This is a genomic window from Ruegeria sp. YKSF070, assembly GCF_059612725.1.
This window is the reverse complement of sequence record NZ_JBXWRD010000006.1, coordinates 101,389-121,742: the sequence shown is the minus strand read 5'-3', so window position 1 is coordinate 121,742 and position 20,354 is coordinate 101,389. Positions and strand designations below refer to the sequence as shown.

23 protein-coding genes are annotated in these 20,354 nt (G+C 65.3%); 17 read left to right on the top strand and 6 right to left on the bottom strand.

Annotation, left to right across the window (positions count from 1 at the left end):
- Nucleotides 1-47: 47 nt before the first annotated feature.
- Nucleotides 48-695, bottom strand: coding sequence for a ceramidase domain-containing protein (locus tag AC2FL1_RS05095; RefSeq protein ID WP_496876188.1), 648 nt, complete (start codon nucleotides 693-695; stop codon nucleotides 48-50).
- Nucleotides 696-752: 57 nt separating this feature from the next.
- Between AC2FL1_RS05095 and AC2FL1_RS05090 the strand changes: the two genes are divergently transcribed.
- From AC2FL1_RS05090 to AC2FL1_RS05060, 7 genes are all read left to right on the top strand, one after another.
- A complete protein-coding gene (locus tag AC2FL1_RS05090) occupies nucleotides 753-1,445 on the top strand; it encodes a metal-dependent hydrolase (protein WP_496876187.1) in 693 nt (230 codons plus the stop codon).
- Between the two features lie 4 nt (nucleotides 1,446-1,449).
- Nucleotides 1,450-2,421 (top strand): nuclear transport factor 2 family protein, encoded by a 972-nt coding sequence (locus tag AC2FL1_RS05085; RefSeq protein ID WP_496876186.1) that lies wholly within the window; start codon nucleotides 1,450-1,452, stop codon nucleotides 2,419-2,421.
- Nucleotides 2,418-3,389 carry an adenylate/guanylate cyclase domain-containing protein gene (locus tag AC2FL1_RS05080; RefSeq protein ID WP_496876185.1) on the top strand — a complete coding sequence of 324 codons (972 nt, stop codon included), beginning with the start codon at nucleotides 2,418-2,420 and terminating at the stop codon, nucleotides 3,387-3,389. The genes AC2FL1_RS05085 and AC2FL1_RS05080 overlap by 4 nt, the downstream gene beginning before the upstream one ends.
- A 226-nt stretch (nucleotides 3,390-3,615) precedes the next feature.
- Nucleotides 3,616-4,584, top strand: a complete 969-nt coding sequence (locus AC2FL1_RS05075) for an adenylate/guanylate cyclase domain-containing protein (protein ID WP_496876184.1) — start codon at nucleotides 3,616-3,618, stop codon at nucleotides 4,582-4,584.
- Nucleotides 4,581-5,555: an adenylate/guanylate cyclase domain-containing protein gene (locus AC2FL1_RS05070; protein ID WP_496876183.1), complete on the top strand. Its 975-nt coding sequence runs from the start codon at nucleotides 4,581-4,583 to the stop codon at nucleotides 5,553-5,555. The genes AC2FL1_RS05075 and AC2FL1_RS05070 overlap by 4 nt, the downstream gene beginning before the upstream one ends.
- Nucleotides 5,552-6,514 (top strand): nuclear transport factor 2 family protein, encoded by a 963-nt coding sequence (locus AC2FL1_RS05065; protein WP_496876182.1) that lies wholly within the window; start codon nucleotides 5,552-5,554, stop codon nucleotides 6,512-6,514. Before AC2FL1_RS05070 ends, AC2FL1_RS05065 begins: the two co-directional genes overlap by 4 nt.
- A gap of 14 nt (nucleotides 6,515-6,528) precedes the next feature.
- Nucleotides 6,529-7,701: a M24 family metallopeptidase gene (locus tag AC2FL1_RS05060; RefSeq protein ID WP_496876181.1), complete on the top strand. Its 1,173-nt coding sequence runs from the start codon at nucleotides 6,529-6,531 to the stop codon at nucleotides 7,699-7,701.
- 6 nt (nucleotides 7,702-7,707) lie between these two features.
- On the opposite strand, the gene AC2FL1_RS05055 is transcribed toward AC2FL1_RS05060, so the two are convergent.
- The 4 genes from AC2FL1_RS05055 to AC2FL1_RS05040 form a co-directional block, all read right to left on the bottom strand.
- Nucleotides 7,708-8,157 (bottom strand): hypothetical protein, encoded by a 450-nt coding sequence (locus AC2FL1_RS05055; RefSeq protein ID WP_496876180.1) that lies wholly within the window; start codon nucleotides 8,155-8,157, stop codon nucleotides 7,708-7,710.
- Nucleotides 8,154-9,221, bottom strand: a complete 1,068-nt coding sequence (locus AC2FL1_RS05050; protein WP_496876179.1) for an agmatine deiminase family protein — start codon at nucleotides 9,219-9,221, stop codon at nucleotides 8,154-8,156. Before AC2FL1_RS05050 ends, AC2FL1_RS05055 begins: the two co-directional genes overlap by 4 nt.
- Nucleotides 9,222-9,312: 91 nt before the next feature.
- A complete protein-coding gene (gene tsaA / locus AC2FL1_RS05045; RefSeq protein ID WP_234139703.1) occupies nucleotides 9,313-9,792 on the bottom strand; it encodes a tRNA (N6-threonylcarbamoyladenosine(37)-N6)-methyltransferase TrmO in 480 nt (159 codons plus the stop codon).
- A 1-nt stretch (nucleotide 9,793) separates the two neighbouring features.
- Nucleotides 9,794-10,258: a nucleoside deaminase gene (locus tag AC2FL1_RS05040; RefSeq protein WP_234165956.1), complete on the bottom strand. Its 465-nt coding sequence runs from the start codon at nucleotides 10,256-10,258 to the stop codon at nucleotides 9,794-9,796.
- Nucleotides 10,259-10,319: 61 nt separating this feature from the next.
- Between AC2FL1_RS05040 and AC2FL1_RS05035 the strand changes: the two genes are divergently transcribed.
- The 7 genes from AC2FL1_RS05035 (at nucleotide 10,320) to AC2FL1_RS05005 (ending at nucleotide 17,412) form a co-directional block, all read left to right on the top strand.
- A complete protein-coding gene (locus tag AC2FL1_RS05035) occupies nucleotides 10,320-11,324 on the top strand; it encodes a pseudouridine synthase (RefSeq protein ID WP_496876178.1) in 1,005 nt (334 codons plus the stop codon).
- A 176-nt stretch (nucleotides 11,325-11,500) separates the two neighbouring features.
- A complete protein-coding gene (locus AC2FL1_RS05030) occupies nucleotides 11,501-12,400 on the top strand; it encodes a 5-bromo-4-chloroindolyl phosphate hydrolysis family protein (protein ID WP_496876177.1) in 900 nt (299 codons plus the stop codon).
- 25 nt (nucleotides 12,401-12,425) lie between these two features.
- Nucleotides 12,426-13,616, top strand: a complete 1,191-nt coding sequence (locus AC2FL1_RS05025) for a toxic anion resistance protein (protein WP_496876176.1) — start codon at nucleotides 12,426-12,428, stop codon at nucleotides 13,614-13,616.
- Nucleotides 13,617-13,620: 4 nt separating this feature from the next.
- A complete protein-coding gene (locus AC2FL1_RS05020) occupies nucleotides 13,621-14,583 on the top strand; it encodes a DUF2927 domain-containing protein (RefSeq protein ID WP_496876175.1) in 963 nt (320 codons plus the stop codon).
- Nucleotides 14,584-14,610: 27 nt separating this feature from the next.
- Nucleotides 14,611-15,729 carry an SPFH domain-containing protein gene (locus AC2FL1_RS05015; protein WP_234144743.1) on the top strand — a complete coding sequence of 373 codons (1,119 nt, stop codon included), beginning with the start codon at nucleotides 14,611-14,613 and terminating at the stop codon, nucleotides 15,727-15,729.
- 63 nt (nucleotides 15,730-15,792) lie between these two features.
- Nucleotides 15,793-16,281, top strand: coding sequence for a cytochrome b (locus AC2FL1_RS05010; RefSeq protein WP_234144742.1), 489 nt, complete (start codon nucleotides 15,793-15,795; stop codon nucleotides 16,279-16,281).
- A 3-nt stretch (nucleotides 16,282-16,284) separates the two neighbouring features.
- Complete coding sequence (locus tag AC2FL1_RS05005; RefSeq protein ID WP_496876174.1) at nucleotides 16,285-17,412, top strand: TFIIB-type zinc finger domain-containing protein; 1,128 nt, start codon at nucleotides 16,285-16,287, stop codon at nucleotides 17,410-17,412.
- Between the two features lie 117 nt (nucleotides 17,413-17,529).
- Here the strand turns inward: AC2FL1_RS05005 and AC2FL1_RS05000 are convergent, their stop codons facing one another.
- A complete protein-coding gene (locus AC2FL1_RS05000) occupies nucleotides 17,530-17,949 on the bottom strand; it encodes an Hsp20/alpha crystallin family protein (protein WP_234139694.1) in 420 nt (139 codons plus the stop codon).
- A gap of 140 nt (nucleotides 17,950-18,089) precedes the next feature.
- Between AC2FL1_RS05000 and AC2FL1_RS04995 the strand changes: the two genes are divergently transcribed.
- The 3 genes from AC2FL1_RS04995 to AC2FL1_RS04985 are packed head-to-tail and all read left to right on the top strand — an operon-like array spanning nucleotide 18,090 to nucleotide 20,308.
- Entirely contained in the window at nucleotides 18,090-18,758 is a 669-nt protein-coding gene (locus AC2FL1_RS04995) for a nitroreductase (protein ID WP_496876173.1), read from the top strand.
- 9 nt (nucleotides 18,759-18,767) lie between these two features.
- A complete protein-coding gene (dtd, locus tag AC2FL1_RS04990) occupies nucleotides 18,768-19,205 on the top strand; it encodes a D-aminoacyl-tRNA deacylase (protein ID WP_496876172.1) in 438 nt (145 codons plus the stop codon).
- Complete coding sequence (locus AC2FL1_RS04985; protein WP_496876171.1) at nucleotides 19,202-20,308, top strand: DUF4147 domain-containing protein; 1,107 nt, start codon at nucleotides 19,202-19,204, stop codon at nucleotides 20,306-20,308. The genes dtd and AC2FL1_RS04985 overlap by 4 nt, the downstream gene beginning before the upstream one ends.
- Nucleotides 20,309-20,354: the final 46 nt, after the last annotated feature.

The window sequence follows — 20,354 nt, the reverse complement described above, 5'->3', positions numbered from 1 at the left end:
CATATCGGCGGCCCGATCAAGCGCCGTCAATCCCGGAAACGACAGACTCAGATTCCGCGCCGATGACGATGATAGACTTCGATCATCCAGCCCAGCATGAGCGCGTTCAGCAGATGCCAGAGGAAATGGGTGCCAAGAGGCCAGCCCACACACAACGGATCGTCCAGCGCCCGGAAGGTGATCGAGACGATCAGGATCCCCGCGCCGAGCGCCAGACCACGTGCCAGCGCGGGCGCCCGGCGGTGCAACAGGGCGGCATAGATCAGGATCAGAAACGGGATCGGCGCATAGGCCGCCGACCCACCGAGGCCCGGAAACAATCCGAACAGCGGCACCGTAGCAGCGGCATACGGAAAGAAGCCGCCCGTCAACAGCAGCGCCTGCGACGAGCGCAGGCCCCACCCGGCGCGGTTGATCGCATAGATGTAGATCAGCACATAGGCCACGATAGGCAGCGTATCGGCCAGTGCGGCCCAGACCTGCGCATAAGTGTGAAACAGGAAACTGCCCAGGCCGATCAGCGCCAGCACGGCGATCAGCGCCGCCTCGACCCCGTCACGCGCGCCCCGCGTACGCCGCCACATCAGCATGGCCGCCAGCACAAAGGCAAGGTTGGTCACAGCGTTCACCGGCTCGGCCCAGTATCCCGGCCCCAGCCTTTCGCAATAGCCGTCGATTTCGCGCAACCAATCCATGGATTTTCATTTAGCGGATGCTAGGGTGAAACCAAGACATATCAGGGAGAAAGACACATGAAGATCATCTGGCTGGGACATGGCAGTTTCCGGATCGAGAGCGGCGACGCCGTGCTGCTGGTCGATCCCTGGCTCAATGGCAACCCTACCCTGGCCGAGGATCAGCACGACGCCGCCGTCAGTGGTGCCACCCATATCCTGCTGACCCATACCCATTTCGACCATGTGGTCGATGTGCTGCCGCTGGCGCGCCTGCTCAAGGTGCCGGTGGTGGGTCAGTACGATCTGATGGGCTATTGGAGCGAGGCCGAAGAGATCGAGACCGTGGGGTTCAACAAGGGTGGCACGGTGACCCTGAACGGGGTACGGGTGTCGATGGTGCCCGCCTCGCACAGTTCGACCTTCACCACGCCGGACGGGCTGCGCAGCGGTGGCTCTGAAGTGGGTTACATGATCGCCGCCGAGGGGCATGTGGTCTATCTGTCGGGCGATACCGGCATCATGGCCGACATGGACTGGATGGGGGATTATTACAAACCCGATATCGGCATTCTCAGTGCCGGGGGCCATTTCACCATGGACATGCAGGGCGCGGCCTATGCCGCCAAGCGCTATTTCGACTTCAAGACGGTGATCCCCTGCCACTACCGCACCTTCCCGATCCTGGAACAATCCGCACAGGCCCTGATCGACGGTCTGCCCGGTGTCGACGTGATCGAGCCACAGGTGATGCAAGCCATCGACGTCTGACACCATGGCCGCGATCACCCCCTCGCCCGAGCTTGGTGCCATCGTCCGCCGGTGGCTGCGGGCCTATGCGTCGGGGGACAACGTGACCGTGACCAATCTGTTCTCGGACGATCCGGCGCTGGGATATATCGGCTCTTCCCATGGCGAGATCTGGCGCGGCGACACGCTGCGCCGGGGCATGGCACGCTATATGCAGGACATCCCCAGCTTTGCCTGGGACAGGGACGAGTTTCGCGGCTTTGAATGCGGCGAACTGGGTTGGGTCGAATGGTTCGGCGAGCGGGTGTCGCTGGATACCGGCAAGGAGATCACCTTTCGCTCCACCTTTGTGCTGCACCTGGAACAGGGCGTCTGGCGGATCGTGCATGTGCACAACTCGAACCCGGTATCGAACATGGAGGCGCTGGGATACGAATCGCGCGGCTTCGAGGACCTGCTCGAAGCCGCACTTGCCACCCCCGCCGAGTTCACGCGCACAGGCCTTGCAACGATCATGTTCACCGACATCGCGGACAGTTCGGTGCTAGCCGAAACCCTGGGCGACACCAGCTGGTCGGTCGCGGTCAGCAGGCACCTGAAACAGGTCGAAGTCATCGTAACAGATCATGGTGGCACACTGGTCAAGACGCTGGGTGACGGCACCATGTCGGCCTTCGCCTCGGCCTCGGGCGCGCTGACGGCGGCCGCAGAGCTGCAACGGACCATCTCCGCCAGCGAGGACGAGCCGCAGTTGCGCATCCGGGTCGGCCTGCATACGGGCGATCTGGTCGAACAGGACGGCGACATGTTCGGAACCGTCGTCAACAAGGCCGCACGGGTCGCCGCACTGAGCGCACCCGGAGAAATCTGTCTGTCGGACGCCACCCGCATCATGGTCGGTGGCGCCCGGAGGTTCCGGTTCTCGCCGCCTGTTGAAGTCGCCCTGAAGGGACTGGACGGGCGGCATGTGACCCACAGGCTGGAGTGGCGGGAGTGAGCGTGTCGATCCAGCCCAGCCCCGAGATTGCCGCCATCGCACGACGCTGGCACGAAGCCTATGCCAGCGGCGACAGCGCCACGATGGTTAACCTGCTGACGGATGACGCGCTATTGTATTACGTCGGCACCGCCCCCGAAGAAATCGGCCGGGGGCCAGAGTTCCGGCATGCCTTTGGCCGGTTCGTCGAGGCGCATCCCCCGATGCGCCTGCGCTTCACTTCGATCGACGGTTTTGCCTGTGGCCCGGCGGGCTGGTCGATCACGGTGCACGAGGCCGAGGCACCCGATGGGACCGCCGCCGAGGTGCGCACAACCCTGATCTTTCACCTGCAACAGGGCCAGTGGCGCATCGCGCATGTCCATAACTCGATCCCGCGAACCAATACCGAAGGTCTGGGGCGAGAGCTTGCGCGCTTCGACGACCTGTTGAACGCCGCCCTGTCCGGGACCGAGACACCGGACCGAACCGGGCTGGCAACGATCATGTTCACCGATATCGCCGACAGCACCGCCATCGCGGTCGCCCTGGGCGACGCGCCGTGGTCGAAAGCGGTCAAGGCCCATATCGGCAAGATGAGGCAGCTGGTCGAGGGTCTGGGCGGGACATTGATCAAGTCGCTTGGCGACGGCACCATGTCCAGCTTTCCCTCGGCCCGCGCCGCGCTGTCGGCCGCCACAGCCGCCCAGACGGCAATGGACGCGGCCGAGAGCGAACCCCGGCTGCGTATCCGCATCGGCCTGCATACCGGAGACCTGATCGCCGGCGACAGTGACGTTTTCGGCACCGTGGTCAACAAGGCCGCCCGCATCGCCGCCCTTGCCGGGCCGGGGGAAATCCGGGTCTCGGATGCCACCCGTCTGATGGTCGGCGATAGTGGCGGTTTTGTCTTTGCCAATCCCGCAACCGTGGGGCTGCGCGGGCTTGAGGGAGACCACCTGACCCATCTGCTGGAGTGGCGAGACTAACCGAACAGTTCTTCCAACCTGCCTTCTTCACCCCGAGGACTGCTGCGCAGGCTGAAAGACTTCGATGGTGAAAACTACATGAATGTTTCCTGCCCCTTGCATGTTTCTCGTCGGCCCGAACCCTGCACCCGGGCTGCCCAGCACGCATTCAAGAGATTGCGGGAAAGCCGCCGGAGGCTTTAGAAAGAAAACAGTTGTCCCTTTTTCCGCCGGCCGGAGGCTCTGCATGCCCGACCGCTACCAGAATTCGCCAGAACTCGCCGCCATTACCAGGCGGTTTCTTCAGTGCACGGCCCGGCGCGACGGATCTACCAGCGGACTATTCTCACAAAGCAGCGCGCTGCTCTACCTTGGATCCGCCGAAGGCGAGTTGTTCACCGGTGACATGCTGCGCAGGTTCTTTTCCGAAACCCGCGAAGAGCTTGCCGTCTTCCGCTACGAGGATATCGACATCCATGCATTCGAGAGGGATGTCATGGGCTGGTCGGTCTGGAGCGCAACAATGGTCACGCCGGATACGGGCACAAAAATCCAATTCCGGGGCACCATCGTTTTCGGCCTCGAAGAGGCCCAGTGGAAAATCGTTCATTTACACAACTCGAACCCGGTCCCAAACGCCACCTCGCTGGGGTACGATCCGGGCAACTTTGACGAGATCGCAAAGGCCGCCGCGCGCGACCGGCCAAACCTCGGACAAGCCGGGCTGGCCACGATCATGTTCACCGACATCGCCGACAGCACAGTGATCACGGAAACCATCGGCGATGCGGCGTGGAGCGATCTGGTTCAGAACCATGTGCATGAGATCAAGACAATCGTAACCCGGCATAAGGGCGAGCTCGTCAAGACACTTGGGGACGGTACCATGTCGGCCTTTCACGGTGCCAGTCCCGCGCTGATGGCGGCTCAGGCGATCCAGGAGCGGATGGCCGAGCGCGAAACGGAACCTCCCCTCCACGTGCGTATCGGAGTGCACAGCGGACAGGTCACCGAGGCCAGCGGCGATTTCTTCGGCTTGGTGGTGAACAAGGCCGCGCGGATCGCAGGCCTCGCGCAACCCGGCGACATCCGGCTGTCGGACGCGACCCGCATCCTGGTCGGCGGCCACGAATTTCGCTTTGCCGACCCGGTCACCACGCCGCTCAAGGGGCTCGCGGGCGAACATGTCATCCACCGGCTGGAGTGGCGCGGATGAGTGGCGTGGTCGCCTCTCCCGAACTGCTGGCCATTGCTCGGCGCTGGATCGACGCGATTCCCAACAGGCGGCCAAACGATCTGCGCAACCTGCTGACCGAACGCGAATACCTTCGCTTTGTCGGAACCGGAGAGAACGAGAACTGGGCCGGCCCATCGGTACGCGAGGGGATCGGAGATTTCTTCGGGGACATTCCCGATCTGATCAGACATGACGAGACCTTTGCCGAAGCTTACGAGCACAACGGCACCGGCTGGGCCTGCATGTGTCATGAACTGGTTTTTGCCCCCCAGCCCGACCGGGTGTTCCAGATCCGTTCGACCCTGATCTTCACGCTCGAGGACGGCGCGTGGAAGATCGTGCATCGCCATGGATCGGTCCCGATCCCGAACATGGATTTCACCGGTGCCGCACAGACGGCCATCGCCGATCTGGTCGCCGCCGCGAAACAGGGGTTCTCGCTGGATCAGCGCGAGGGCTTCGCCTCGGTCATGTTCACCGACATCGTCAATTCCTCGCGCCTCGCCTCGGCCATGGGCGACCGGCTGTGGTCATCCGAGGTGGCCCGTCATTTCAAAACGCTGCGCGAGATCATCGAGGCGCGGGGCGGACAGTTCGTCAAATCGCTGGGCGATGGCACCATGTCGAGCTTTCCCTCACCCGAACAGGGATTGCGCGCCGCGCAGGCCATATTGCGCGCGACCGAGGCCTCCGACGGCCCCGCCATCGCCCTGCGGATCGGCATTCATACCGGCGAGGTGATCCAGACCCGCGAGGATTTCTTTGGCACCGTGGTCAACAAGGCCGCCCGCATCGCCGCCGTCGCGGCACCGGGCGAGATCGTGATTTCCGGCGATACCCGCGACTTGACCGGCGCGGTGGAGGGCGTGGTCATTCACCCGCCGACAGACATCCCGCTCAAAGGTTTCGACGGCCTGCACCGGGTCCACCGGCTGGAGTGGCGGACATGATCCAGCGCTCGCCCGAGATCGAGGCCATCGTGCGCCGCTGGACCACCCTGATCCGCAGTCATAAGGTGGCCGACCTGCCGCATTACCTGTCGCAATCCGACGCGCTGGTCTATATCGGCAGCGCCGCTGGCGAGCTTTGGCGTGGGCAGCTGGTGCGCGACGGCATCGCCGACCATCTGGCCGAGGTCCCCGATTTCATCGAAGAGGACATCGAGATCGAAGCCTATGAGCATGGCGAAACCGGCTGGGCCAGCTATCAGAGCAACTACACCTTTTCCAGCACCGGCAGCCGGGGCACCCACCGGGTGACCTTTGTCTTTGTGCTGGAACGCGGCAGCTGGAAGATGGTGCAGCACCATATCTCGCAGGCCGACTCGAACCGCGACAAGCTGGGGATCGAGCACACCGCCTTTCAGCGCCTGATCGCGGCGGCCGAGGCCGGATCGCACCGGTTCGGCACCGGCGGGCTCGCCACCATCATGTTTACCGATATCGTCGACAGTTCGCGTCTGGCCGCGGCCTTGGGCGATGCGGAATGGGTGCGCCTGATCGACGCTCATTTCCGCCGGGTCGAGGCAATCGTGACCGAGCATGGCGGCACGTTGGTCAAATCGCTGGGCGACGGTACCATGTCATCCTTTCAATCCGCCACCGGCGCAGTCCGTGCGGCCTCGGCCATTCGGACCGGGACGCAAGGCTCGCGCCTTGCCCTGCGCATCGGCCTGCACACCGGCGAGGTGGTGGAAAACCGAGGCGATTTCTTTGGCACCGTGGTGAACAAGGCCGCCCGCATCGCCTCTTTTGCCGGAGCGGGCGATATCCTGTTGTCTGACGCAACCCGCAACATGGTCGGGTCGCAGCACGATTTCGACTACTCCGATGCCGTCATAACGCCGCTCAAGGGGTTGGAGGGCGATCATGTCCTCTATCGTCTGACCGGGCGCCCGGAACCTCTGTAGGAAGGACCCTGCCAATGCCAGCCAGCGACTTTTCCACCACCGAATACGCCGACCGCCTGTCCCGCACCCGTGCCGCAATGGCGGCGGCTGGGGTCGAGACCCTTCTGGTCGCCGACCCGTCGAACATGGCTTGGCTCACCGGGTATGACGGCTGGAGCTTTTACGTGCCGCAACTGGTCATCCTGCATGCCAGCGGCAACCCGCTCTGGTGGGGGCGGACGCAGGACAAGCCGGGTGCCGCGCAGACCACATGGTTGACACCCGAGGACCTGTTCGACTGGCCCGAGGAACATGTCCAGCATGCCGACCACCATCCCGTCGATGCCTTGGTGACCCTGCTGCGCGACCGCGGCTGGACCCGGGCGTTGGGGGTCGAGATGGACAATTACTATTACTCGGCCAAATCCCACGCGGTGCTCGAAGCCGCCTTTGGCCGCGACGCGCTGTCGGATGCGACCGGGCTGGTGAACTGGCAACGTGCAGTCAAGAGCCCCGCCGAACTGGACCTGATGCGCAAGGCGGGTGTGCTGACCGCGCATATGCATTCGGTCCTGCGCGAAGGGTTCCGCGAAGGCCGCCCGAAGCACGAACTGGTGGCCGAGGTACAGGCGGCAGGCGTCGCAGGCCCCGATGGACTGGCCGGCGACTATCCTGCGATTGCCCCCATCGCACCCTCGGGGCTGGAGGCCTCGGCCTCGCATATCACCTGGAACGACCGACCGCTGACCCGGGGCGAGGCCACCTATTTCGAGATCTCGGGCTGCTATCACCGCTATCACTGCCCTGCCAGCCGCACGCTTTATCTGGGCGAGGTGCCCGCCGATATCCGCCGCGCCGAAGAGGCGATCCTGACCGCGATCGACGACACCATGACCCGCGCCCGCCCCGGCGTGACCTGCGAGGAGGTCGCCGCCTGTGTGTACGAAAGCTTCGCGCGGGCGGGATATGTCAAAGGCAACCGCACCGGCTATCCCATCGGCCTTTCCTATCCGCCCGACTGGGGCGAGCGCACCATGAGCCTGCGGCCCGGCGATACCACGCCGCTGGCCGAGAACATGACCTTTCACCTGATGCCCGGCCTCTGGACCCCGGACTGGGGCGTGGCGATCACCGAAAGCTTTGTCATCACGCCTGAGGGTGGCAAATGCCTGGCCGATATTCCGCGCGAGATCGTGGTCAGAGGCTGACCCGGCTCAATTGCAGGGAGGTATTTTGGCGCAGGCCGAGGCCCGGAACCGCGCCAGCAGGGCGGCGGTCTCCTCGGTTTCGCCCCCCTGCGACTCGTCAGAGCAGAGATAGGTCCGGTGTGGTTCGAAGAGGTCCAGGAACGACGTCTCCCAGCCCTCGCTGACGCTCAGCATCTGTTCGGCAGAATAGAGAAGGTGGTCGACAAAGGCGGAATAGGCGCCACCCCGATCCGAATGGAGCATCCGGCACTCGTCTGCGGGCGCAGCAAAATCGGGCAGCGTCGCGGCCAGTGCCAGATGGGCACGGAACGCCTCGCGCGCGGATTGCTGGCGTTGCAGGCGGTCGGCCTCGTCAAGCTGGATCTTGACCCCGATCAGCGCCGCCAAGGCCAGTGCGGCGGTGGCCATGGAAGCCAGTGCCTCGATCGAGGTCGCATGTCGCGAAAGCCAGCTCATGTGGCGGGCATCTGCTGGGTGGCGCAATGGATGCCGCCGCCCATCTCGCCCAGCGGATCGACGTTCAGCGTGACGATCTCGCGCCCCGGATAGTGCCGCGCCAGCGCCCGGGCGGCGATGCGGTCGGTCTCGGCATCGCCGAACTCGGCCGCGATCACGGCGCCGTTGCAGACGTAGTAATTGGCGTAAGAGGCGACAAAGTCGATGCTCTTGACCCGCCGCCGGTGGGGTTCGGGAATGACCTCGACCTTCAGCCCTGCCGCCACCAGCGCGTCATGGGTATCGAGCGCCGCCCGGTGGAACGGATCCTCCATATCGGGATTGTCGGGCAGGTTGATCAGCACCCGCCTCGGCCCGGTGAACCGGGCCAGGCTGTCGATATGGTAATCGGTGATATCCTCGCCCCAGACGCCCTGCGTCCAGATCATCCTCTGCGCCCCATAGGCGCGCAACAGCCGCGCCTCGATCTCGGCCCGCGACAGGCCGGGATTGCGGTTGTCGTTCACCCACGAGCTTTCATGCGCCAAAAGAAGGCCATGGCCGTCCTGTTCGACCCCGCCCGCCTCGCCCCGCAACCCGGCGGGCAGCAGCGGCAGGTCAAGGCGTTGCGCCACCAGCTCGGCAATACGCGCGTCACGGCGGTGCACCTGCTTGCGCCCCCAGCCGTTGAACTGGATGTGGCTGACAGCCAGCCCGCCCTTCCCATCCAACGCAAACAGCGGCCCCGCATCGCGGCACCACAGATCCTCGGTCGGAATGTCCCAGAGCGCGACCTTGTCCGACAGCTTTCTGCGGGCGCCCGCGTGATCCTCGGCAGCGGCCAGCATCACGACCGGTTCGAACGCGACAATCGCGTTAGCGATATCGGCAATGGTCTGCTGCGCCATGTCCAGAAAGACCGGATCGGGATGCACCCGGCGATTGACCGGCCACTGCATGAAGGTCCGATCATGCCGCGCCTCTTCGGGCGGCACATGAAACCCGGCCCCCGCCGCACCTGCCTGTCCCGCCATCCCCATCAACCCAAACGCGCCCCCTGCCCGCAGGATATCTCTTCTGCGCATCGTGTCGCCTTTCGCATGCCCTGATCTTGATTAGCGTCAGATGTGGATTTCACCAAGCTTTGATGCCCGCAGAGCGCTGACGACGGCGCGCTCAGCCCTGTACGGTTTCTTTCGGCGGCGCCTTGGGCGTGAACTCGCACCGGTTGGGCTTGATGTCGATCAGCGGCGTGCCGTCCAGGCAATCGAGGCCGCGCACCACCAGCGTGGTACCCTCCACCCGCTCCAGCCGCACACGTGACAGGCCGATCGGGTTGGGCCGCTGCGGCGAGCGCAGGGCGAATGTGCCGAACAGCTTGCCATCGCTCTTGGGGTTCTGGGTGACCAGGTCGCGGCGGCTCTTGTCCAGCCAGTAGAGCACGTCGAGGCGTTCATACACGTCGATCCCGCGCAAAGCAGGCGCCCAGCGCGCATCCAGCTCGATCCGGCATTCCGGCCCGTCCTCGCGCCCTTGCCGGGGGCAGTCCTTGCGGTCGGTCCAGGGGGTGCGGATGCGGCCGATGAAATAGACGCCCGCGTCGGTGGCCTCGGGCAGTTCCGTTACCTCTTCGCCCTCGCGAAACCTGAATTCCATCTCACTCCGCTCCCTTGTCCCGCCGTTCGGCGAAAAATCCGCGCAACAGTTCCGCCGCTTCCTCTCCGCCGATGCCGTCATAGACCTCGGGCGCGTGATGGGCCTGGCTGTGAGAAAACACCCGCGCCCCATGCGCCACCCCGCCCGATTTCGGATCCGCCGCACCATAATACACTCGCCGGATGCGCGCCGCAGCCAGCGCCGCCGCGCACATGGCACACGGCTCCAGCGTCACATAGAGGTCATGTCCCACCAACCGCTCGGACCCGGCGGCGGCGCAGGCCGCGCGCAACGCCACGATCTCGGCATGCGCGGTGGGATCGCAGGTCTCGCGCGTGCGGTTGCCCGCAGCGGCCACCACGCGCCCGTCGGGGGCCACGATCACCGCGCCCACCGGCACCTCGCCGCGCGCGCCCGCCGCGCGCGCCTCCGCCAGCGCCTGATCCATGTGCGATCTGAAAACCATGCCCGAACCTGCCCCGATCATCCATCTTCCGCAAGCGCGGCAAATGGTCTATTGCGCGGGCATGAGCAACACCCCTCCCCCCGGCGAGCGCATCGCCAAGATCCTGTCGCGCGCGGGCGTCGCCTCGCGCCGCGAGGCCGAACGCATGATCGAGGCCGGCCGCGTCGCGGTCAACGGCAAGGTGATCGACAGCCCGGCGCTGAACGTGACCGAGCGTGACCGCGTGACGGTCGATGGCGCGCCGCTGGCCGCCGCCGAACCGGCGCGGCTGTGGCTCTATCACAAGCCCACAGGGCTGGTGACCACGGCGCGCGACGAAAAGGGGCGCAAGACCATTTTCGACGACCTGCCCGAGGAGATGCCGAGGGTGATGAGCGTGGGCCGCCTCGACCTCAATTCCGAGGGGCTGTTGCTGCTGACCAATGACGGCGCCATCAAGCGGCAGCTGGAACTGCCCTCGACCGGCTGGCTGCGCCGGTACCGGGTGCGGATCAAGGGCACGCCCAAGGACGAGGATTTTGCACCGCTGCGCCAAGGGCTCGTCATCGAGGGCGAGCGGTTCCAGCCGATGATCGTGACGCTCGACCGTCAGCAGGGCGCAAATGCCTGGCTGACAGTCGGCCTGCGCGAGGGCAAGAACCGCGAGATCCGGCGCGCGATGGAGGATATCGGGCTGGTGGTGAACCGGCTGATCCGTATCTCCTATGGTCCGTTCCAGCTGGGCACCCTTGCACCCGGCAAGGTCGAGGAGGTGCGCCGCCGCGTCCTGCGTGACCAACTTGGGCTGGATGCCGAGGACAAGCCAACCGACGAACGCCCCGCCCGACCTCAACGCCAGCGCAAGCCGGGCTCGTCAACACAAGCGCTTTCTCGCGGAAACTCTTCGGCAAAGGGTCGCGCGAGTGGCCCCCCCAAACCCCGCGGCGAAGGCACAGGCAAACCGCGCGCGGCCGGGACGGCCAAACCCGGCACAGGACGGCGCAATGCGGGCCCCGGCGCCCGGCCTGCCGCAAAACCGGGCGGCAAACCGCCCCGGCGCCCCGGCGGCGGCAAACCGCGTTCCTGAGCCGCAGTTCGTAACCTTCCCCCTAGCAAGCCCGCGCCGCATCGCCTAGATTCGCGTCGATAGCCGCTCGGAGGGGAAACCATTGTCGCAGACCGGTGTGCAGAAACTGGCCTATGCCGCGCTGTTGGTGCTGCTCTTTGGCGTGAGTACCGGCTGGCTGGGAGGGCTCTGACCCGATGGCACGACGGTATGGCGGCAAATTCAGCCCCGAGGCAGAGCAACAGCCCGAACCCGCCCCGCGCGGCCAGTTCGACGGCGCCCGGGTCGATCCGGCGGGTGCCCGCGCCAACGCGCTGTTCGTGCCCGCGATTCCGCTGATCTTTACCTCGCTGAACGATGGCGCCATCGGGCTGGTGCTTGGGCTGGCGGCGGCCGGCCTTTGGACAGGCGCGGCGCTCTTGCTGCGCGAGGGGTTGAGGGCCGAGGCCGCCTATCACGCGCGCCGGGTCGCACGCCGTCCCGCAATTCCCCGCAAGCTGTTCGCCACCGCGCTGACCGGGCTGGGCACCGCGCTTGCGGTCTATAAATCCGGGATGATGTCAGGCGAAGCGTCGATCCTGGCAGGTGTGCTGTTCGGGGTCGCGGCCTCGGCGCTGCATCTTCTGGCCTTTGGCCCCGATCCGATGCGCGACAAGGGGATGGAGGGGGTCGACACCTTTCAGCAGGACCGGGTCGCGCGTGCCGTGGGCGAGGCCGAGCGGGTGCTGGACGAGATGTCCGACGCGATACGTCGCGCCGGTGATCGGCAACTGGACGCACGGGTCGAGAGGTTTCAGGCCACCGCGCGCGAGCTGTTTCGTACCGTCGAAGAGGACCCGCGCGATCTGACCGGCGCCCGCAAATACCTGACCGTCTATCTGCGCGGCGCCCGCGACGCGACGGTGAAATTTGCCGATATTCACGCCCGCACCCGCGATGCCGGCGCGCGCGCCGACTATCTGGCCCTGCTCGATGATCTTGAGCAGAACTTTGCCGCCCGAACCCGCAAGATGCTGCTGGATGACCGCAGCGATCTGACCGTAGAAATCGACGTGCTGCGCGACCGCTTGCAGCGCGAAGGCGTCCGGCTCGACTGACCGGACCAACCCGAAAGGAACCCCGATGTCCGACAGCATTCAGAAGAAAGCGGCCGAGGCGGTTGGCCTGGTCGAGGAAGTGACCGCCGTCATCCTGCCCGAACCCCGCGCCGAAGTGATACCGCTGGCCGAAGCCGACGAACCGGTCGGAACCGAGATCCGGCGCCGCATGGGCGAGATCGACATGGGCGACACCAATTCGATCGTGCGTTTCGGATCCGGCGCGCAGGCCGAGTTGCAGGAGATCAGCCAGGCCATGCTGGCCGATGTCCGCAACAAGGATGTGGGACCGGCAGGTGACAGCCTGCGCAGCATCGTCACCACCATTCGCGGATTTTCCGTCAGCGAACTGGACGTGCGCCGCGAACGCAGCTGGTGGGAAAGGCTTATCGGCCGTGCCGCCCCCTTTGCCAAGTTCACCGCCCGGTTCGAAGAGGTGCAGGCCCAGATCGACAAGATCACCGACAACCTGCTGGGCCACGAACATACGCTGCTCAAAGACATCAAGTCGCTCGACCTGCTCTATGAAAAGACGCTGCGGTTTTACGACGAACTGGCGCTTTATATCGCGGCGGGCGAGGAAAAGCTGACCGAACTGGACAGCCAGGCCATCCCGGTACTGGCCGCCGCTGTCGATGCGGCACCCGAGGGCGAACAGGTGATGAAGGCACAAGAGCTGCGCGACCTGCGCGCCGCCCGCGACGATCTGGAGCGCCGGGTGCATGACCTGAAACTGACCCGCCAGGTGACGATGCAATCGCTGCCCTCGATCCGGCTGGTGCAGGAAAACGACAAATCGCTGGTGACCAAGATCAACTCGACCCTAGTCAATACCGTGCCGCTCTGGGAAACCCAGCTGGCGCAGGCGGTCACCATCCAGCGCAGCGCCGAGGCCGCCGCCGCCGTGCGCGACGCCAATGACCTGACCAACGAGCTTCTGACCTCGAACGCTGCCAACCTGCGCGAAAGCAACAAGCTGATCCGGCAAGAGATGGAGCGCGGTGTTTTCGACATCGAAGCGGTGAAAAAGGCCAACGCCGACCTGATCGGCACCATCCAGGAAAGCCTCCAGATCGCCGACGAAGGCAAGGCCAGGCGTGCCGCCGCCGAGGAAGAGCTCAAGAAGATGGAGGCCGAGCTGCGCGACACGCTGGCCGCCGCCCGCGCCCGCGCCGATGGCACCGGCGACAATGCCGGCACCGCGGTTCCGGGTTGAACGGGTGAGCGGACACCGACAGATAGCCAGAACCTGCGCCGCCGTTCTTGCGGCGCTTACGCTGCTGGCGGGCTGCGACATGCCGCCCAAAAGCTCGCCGGTGCCGCCTTCGCGCCCCGCCGGGCTGGCTCCGGCGGGCGACGAGGTCACGCCGCGCTCTGCCGCCAGCGCCGATCTGGCCCGCTATTATTCGGCGGTGCAGAACGATCTGCTCACCCGGGGCCTCTTGCGGACCGACGGGGGCGGTCCCGACACGCCCTATGATGCCGAGGATCTGGAGCGCAACTTCATCAACATCGCCTTCTTCAACGAATATGACAGCGGCGCCGGTCTGCCTACCGGCGGCCGGTCGCAAGGCTTTCTCAGCCGCTGGCCCGGCCCGGTGAAGGTGGGGGTCGAGTTCGGTCCCTCGGTACCGCTCGACCAGCGCGCCAAGGACAAGGGCGCGGTCGAGAACTACGCCGCCCGGCTGGGTCGTCTGACCGGGCACCCGGTCTCGGCGGTGACGCGCGGCGCTAATTTCCACGTCTTCGTAGCCGGGCTGGATGACGGCCCCTTCGTGCAGGAGCGTCTGCGGCATCTGGTGCCAGGCATTCGCGACCAACAGCTTGACCTGTTCGTGAACCTGCCGCGCGATATCTATTGTTTCGTCTTCGCCGCCGCCGATCCCGACCGGCCCTATGGCTATATGCGGGCGGTGGCGCTGATCCGGGCCGAACATCCCGACCTGGTGCGGCTCAGCTGCGTGCACGAGGAGATGGCCCAGGGTCTGGGGCTGGCCAATGACAGCCCGGCGGCACGCCCGTCGATCTTCAACGACGATGACGAATTTGCCCTGCTCACCGATCAGGACGAGAAACTCTTGTCCATGCTCTATGATCCGCGCCTGACGCCGGGCATGAGCGCCGAAGAAGCCCGCCCGGTGATCCGCATCATCGCGCGAGAGAAACTGGGGCTGTCGCTCTGACCCCCACTTGAGAAAGGACCACTCGACATGGGTATATTCGATTTCCTGTCCGGCCAGTTCATCGACGTCATCCACTGGACCGATGACACCCGCGACACGATGGTCTGGCGGTTCGAACGCGAGGGCCACGAGATCAAGTACGGCGCCAAGCTGACCGTGCGCGAGGGGCAAGCGGCGGTGTTTGTCCACGAGGGGCAGCTGGCGGATGTGTTCACGCCCGGGCTCTACATGCTCGAAACCAACAACATGCCGATCCTGACCACGCTGAACCATTGGGATCACGGGTTCAAATCGCCGTTCAAATCCGAGATCTATTTCGTCAACACGACCCGGTTCAACGACCTCAAATGGGGTACCAAGAACCCGATCATGCTGCGCGACCCGGAGTTCGGACCGACCCGTATTCGCGCCTTTGGCACCTATTCGGCTCGGGTCACCGACCCGGCGCGCTTCCTCTCCGAGATCGTCGGCACCGATGGCGAATTCACCATGGACGAGATCAGCTTCCAGATCCGCAACATCATCGTGCAGGAGTTCTCGCGGGTGATCGCGGGTTCGGGCATTCCGGTCCTGGACATGGCCGCCAACACCGCCGATCTGGGCAAGCTGATCGCGGCGCAGGTGGCGCTGCCACTTACTGAATACGGGCTGGAGATGCCCGAATTCTATATCGAGAACATCAGCCTGCCACCCGCGGTCGAGGCCGCGCTCGACAAGCGAACCTCGATGGGGCTGGCGGGCGATCTGGGCAAGTTCACCCAGTATTCGGCGGCCGAGGCGATGACGGCCGCCGCCTCCAACCCTGCCGGTGGTGGGATGGCCGCCGGCCTTGGCGCCGGCATGGGCATGGCCATGGCCCAGCAGATGGCCCAGCCCGGCCCCTGGGGCGCTGCCCCCGCTACGGCCGCGCCCGCTGCCCCCCCGCCGCCGCCTGTCGAACATGTCTGGCACATCGCGGTCGACGGGCAGACCTCGGGTCCGTTTTCCAAGGCCAAGATGGGCCGAATGGCAACCGAAGGCACCCTGACCCGTGAAACCTATGTCTGGACACCGGGTCAGGACGGATGGAAACGGGCCGAGGATGTACGCGAACTGGCTCAGCTTTTCACTGTTCTGCCGCCGCCGCCACCACCGCCCGGAGCGTGAAGCGACGGAAATCACCGGCTGGTCCGTTGCATCCGGGCATGACTTGTCAGAGGAGCTTCTGAAATGACCTCACGCGCCGCCTACTCCCGTCTTCAGATCGCGCTGCACTGGGTCATCGCGATCCTGATCCTTGCCGCCTGGCTCACGCATGAGAACATGGGTCGCGCCCTGGAAAGCCGGATCAAGTCCGGCGCCACCGGGTTCGAGGGCAACACGCCGCATGTCTGGCTCGGCATCACGGTCTTTGTCCTCGTGCTGATCCGTATCGTGGTACGCCGCGTGCAGGGCGCCCCCGGCCCGCTGCCCGGCTCGACGCCATTGATGGAGATGGCCGCCACCTGGGGTCACCGCCTGCTCTATCTGCTGATGGTGCTGACGCCGGCCTTGGGCGCGGTGGCCTGGAACGCCCATTCCGAAACCGTGGGTGAGCTGCACGAGACGGTGGGAAGCGCCCTGATGCTGGTGGCGCTGGCACATGCGTTGGTTGCGATCTGGCATCAATATGTCAAAAAGGACGGAAGCTTGACCCGGATCACCAGACCACAGGGCTGAGGCATGACCGATCTCCCCCCGCTACCGCCCGGTGCCGCCCCGGCACCGGTGCAGGAACACCGCTTTCCCTGCGCCCAATGCGGCGCCGATTACCGGTTCAACCCGGGCGCGGGTACGCTGGTCTGCGACCATTGCGGCCATACCGAACCCATGCGTGGCGACCCGTGGAAGGGCGCCAGCCTGCGCGAGCTGGATTTCGAGGCCGCGATGGCAAAGGCCCTGCCCGAGGCCGAGATCGAGGAGACCCGCGTCCTCTCCTGCCCGAATTGCGCGGCTCAGGTGGAGTTCGATCCCGATACCCATGCCGCCGAATGTCCATTCTGTGCCACACCGGTGGTGACCGATACCGGCATCCACCGACATATCAAACCGCGCGGCGTGCTGCCCTTCTCTCTGGATGAACGCAGCGCTCACCAGGCCATGACCGACTGGCTGGGCCGGCTCTGGTTCGCGCCGAACGGGCTGCGCGACTATGCCCGCAAGGGGCGCCGGATGCAGGGCATCTATGTGCCTTACTGGACCTTCGACGCTGATACCAAATCCAGCTATCGGGGTGAGCGCGGCACCATCTATTACGAAACCCGCAGCGTGGTGCGCGACGGCAAGACCGTGACCGAACAAGTGCCAAAGATCCGCTGGTCACCGAAATCGGGTCGGGTGGCGCGGTTCTTCGACGATGTTCTGGTGCTCGCCTCGCGCTCGCTGCCGAAATCGCACACCGATGCGCTGGAACCCTGGGATCTGGCCGCGCTCGAACCCTATCGCCCCGAATATCTGGCCGGGTTCCGGGCCGAAGGCTATACCGTCGACCTCGCCGAGGCGCATGGAGAGGCGCGCGCGCACATGGCCCGCATCATCGAACGCGACGTGCGTTTCGATATCGGCGGCGACCAACAACGCATTCACGCCATAGACACCACGGTGTCGGACGTGACCTTCAAGCATATCCTGCTGCCAGTATGGCTCGCCGCCTACAAGTACCGCGGCGCCACCTATCGGTTCGTGGTCAACGGCCGCACCGGGCGTGTACAGGGCGAACGCCCCTGGTCGGCGATCAAGATCACAATTGCGGTGACCCTCGGCCTGCTCGTCGCAGCAGGGATAGGTTACCTGATGGCGCTCAACCAGTAACGCCACCCTTTCCTCTTGCTGCAAATATCCCCACCGGACGCAGAAGATTTTTCGTCGAAAAATCTTCCACACCTCAATACCCGGCCCGCGCGGTGCGCGCGGGCCGGGCAGGCAGGGTCAACCGCGCGAGATCGCGATTTTCTGTGCCACGGCCGGGGCCTCCTTGGCCCGTTTGGGCACGCGGACATGCAGCACCCCGTCCTTCATCGTTGCCTCGGCCTTGCCACCTTCGGCATCCTCGGGAAGGCGGAACGAGCGGCGGAACGCGCCGTATTGCCGCTCCGAGAAATACCAGGTGTCGCCCTTTTTCTCTTCATGGGTGCGCTTCTCGCCCCGGATGGTCACGACACCATTCTCCACAGACAGTTCGATATCGTCCTCGGACACACCCGGCAGTTCCATTGCGATGTCGTAGGCATTGTCATTTCCCGAGGCCTCGGTCGCGGGGCTGAGCCAATCCGCCAGCCGCGCACCGAAATTCCGGAACGGATCGTAAAGCGACGGCCAGAGGCCAGCGTGATCTGATTTTTCAACCATTGTCGGTCCTCCTTTGATGGTTTGATCTGATTCTGACACAGCCGCCGTCGCGCCTCCTTGATCCGGCGCAAATTGCCCGCCGATATGCTTGCGTCCGCCAATGCTCCCGGCCATTGTGCCGGGAAGAGGAGACCTATCCGATGACCCTGACCGAGTTCGAAGCGCTGCTCAGCGCGCGCCACTCCTGCCGTGCCTTTCGCGCCGATCCGGTGCCACGCGCCGAAATCGAGCGGATCGTCGCTGCCGCCTGCCGTGTACCCAGCTGGTGCAATGCGCAACCCTGGCAGGTGACGCTGACCAGCGGGGCCGAGACCGATGCCTTTCGTGCCGCGCTGATGAACGAGGCCATGACAGGCACACCCGGACCTGACCTTGCCTTTCCCTCCGGTTATTCCGGCGTCTATCAGGATCGCCGCCGCACCTGTGGCTGGGCGCTTTATGAGGCGGTGGGCGTCGAAAAAGGGGATCGGGCCGGCTCGGCGGAACAGATGATGAAGAACTTCTCGCTGTTTGACGCACCCCATTGCGCCATCATCTCCAGCCCGGCCGAGCTGGGTGGCTATGGCGCCATGGATTGTGGCGGTTTTGTCGCGGCATTCACGCTCGCCGCACAGGCGCTGGGGGTGGCGACCATCCCGCAAGCCGCCGTGGCCTCGTATGCGCCGTTCCTGCACCGCTACTTCGAGATCCCCGAGGACCGGCTGATCCTCTGCGCCATCTCCTTTGGCTATGCCGATACCGACCATCCGGCCAACAGCTTTCGTACCGAACGCGCCGCGCTCGACGAAATCGTCGACTGGCGCGGATAAGGGGCGTCGATGCGCGCCCTGATCCAGAGAGTCTCTCATGCCTCGGTCACCGTCGACGGTTCGGTGGTCGGTCAGACGGGGCCCGGCCTGCTGGTGTTGGTCTGCGCCATGGCGGGCGATGGCGAGGCGCAAGCCGACCAGCTGGCCGCCAAGATCGCCAAGCTCCGCATCTTCAAGGATGCGGCGGACAAGATGAATCGTTCGGTCCTGGATATCGGCGGCGCGGCGCTGGTGGTCAGCCAGTTTACCCTGGCCGCAGATACCCGCAGCGGCAACCGTCCGGGTTTCTCCAGCGCCGCCCCTCCTGCCGAGGGCGAGCGGCTGTACGAATATTTCGCCGCGCAACTGGCCGCGCAGGGGATGCCGGTCGAAACCGGCCGGTTCGGCGCCGACATGAAGGTCGAACTACTGAATGACGGGCCTGTCACCATCTGGATGGACATATGACAACGGCGCATGATCAGGCATTGGCGATCTGGCAAGCCGGGGTCGATGCAGTCGGTGGCTATGCCGCCACCTTTGCCGCGCTTGACGATCTGTCCCGCCCCGATCGCATCCTAGCGGTGGGCAAGGCCGCCGCCAGCATGGCGCGCGCCGCACTTGACCACTTCGGGCCGCTGCCCTGTCTGGTGGTCACCAAGGATGGCCATGGCGCCGAACTGCCTGCCTCGGTCCAGTTGATCGAGGCCGCGCATCCAGTGCCCGACGCCCGCAGCCTGATGGCGGGCCGCGCCCTGCGGCAGGCGGTCGCGGCGATGGCCGAGGGCAGTCACCTGCTGTTGCTGGTCTCGGGCGGCGCCTCCTCGCTGGCCGAAGACCTGGTGGCGGGAAAGACGTTGGAGGATCTGGCCGTGCTCAACCGCGCGATGCTGGCCGAGGGGCTGGACATCACCGCGATGAACGCCCGCAGGCGGCAGATTTCCCGGATCAAGGGCGGCGGGCTGCTGGCCGGTTTCAAAGGCAAGCGCGCCGATGTGCTGGCGATCTCGGATGTGCCGGGCGACGACCTGATGGTGATCGGCTCGGGCATCGGGGCGCTGCCTGATGCGTACGGTTTTGCCGCCAGCACACGCATCGTCGCCTCGAATTCGGTAGCACGGGCGGCGGCCTGCGATTGTGCGCGCGCGCTTGGTCTGGAGGTATTGCGCAACGAGGAAACCCTGCATGACGATCTGGCGGCGCTGGTGCCTCGCATCGGGGCGCGGCTGCGGGCGATGCCGCGGGGTGTGCTGGTTCTGGGCGGAGAGCCGACCGTGGTCCTGCCGCCGAATCCGGGTCGGGGTGGTCGCAATCAGGCGCTGGCCCTGGCCCTAGCCCGAGAGATCGCGGGTGACCCCGGATTGGTGGTGGTGGTCGGCGGCACGGATGGCACCGATGGTCCCACCGATGCGGCGGGCGCCATCGTCACCGGCCAAACCTGGGGCAAGGGCGCTGCCGAGGCGCTCACCGCAGCCGATAGCGGCAACTGGCTGGAACGGGCCGGGGCGTTGCTGGTGACCGGCCCCACTGGCACCAATGTAATGGACCTGCTGGTCGCGCTTCGCACCTGAAACGTCGCAATCCAACCCTGCGCCCACACAACAGCCTGAGAGAGTT